This window comes from Chitinophaga sp. GbtcB8 (genome assembly GCF_019091455.1).
In the GTDB taxonomy this organism is placed as follows: Bacteria; Bacteroidota; Bacteroidia; order Chitinophagales; family Chitinophagaceae; genus Chitinophaga.
In genome coordinates, this window is record NZ_JAGXJN010000338.1 from 1 (window position 1) to 242 (window position 242).

The following is a 242-nucleotide window of genomic DNA, read 5'->3' on the forward strand; positions in this document are numbered from 1 at the left end:
CCCAGTCGATGCCCGGAATGATCTCCAAACCACCGTCAATAAGCCCCGGCTGCTGGTGTACAAAGTGGATAGTATCCATTTGCACCGGGCCGCCAAAGAACACGGGGATGTTAGGCACCAGCACTTCAGGCACCAGCTCATCCAGCGTGTGATCAAACAGCTTATTGATCACAAAACCAAAACTGCCCTTATCCTGGTGGTCACAAAGTAATACAACGGTGGGGGCAAAGTGCGGATCTTTC

The 242-nt window shown here is 52.1% G+C and carries 1 protein-coding gene; it reads right to left on the reverse strand.

Annotated features, from left to right (window positions below):
* On the reverse strand, positions 1 to 242 hold a 242-nt coding region (locus KVT36_RS32025), incomplete at both ends, for a YqgE/AlgH family protein (protein WP_217607485.1).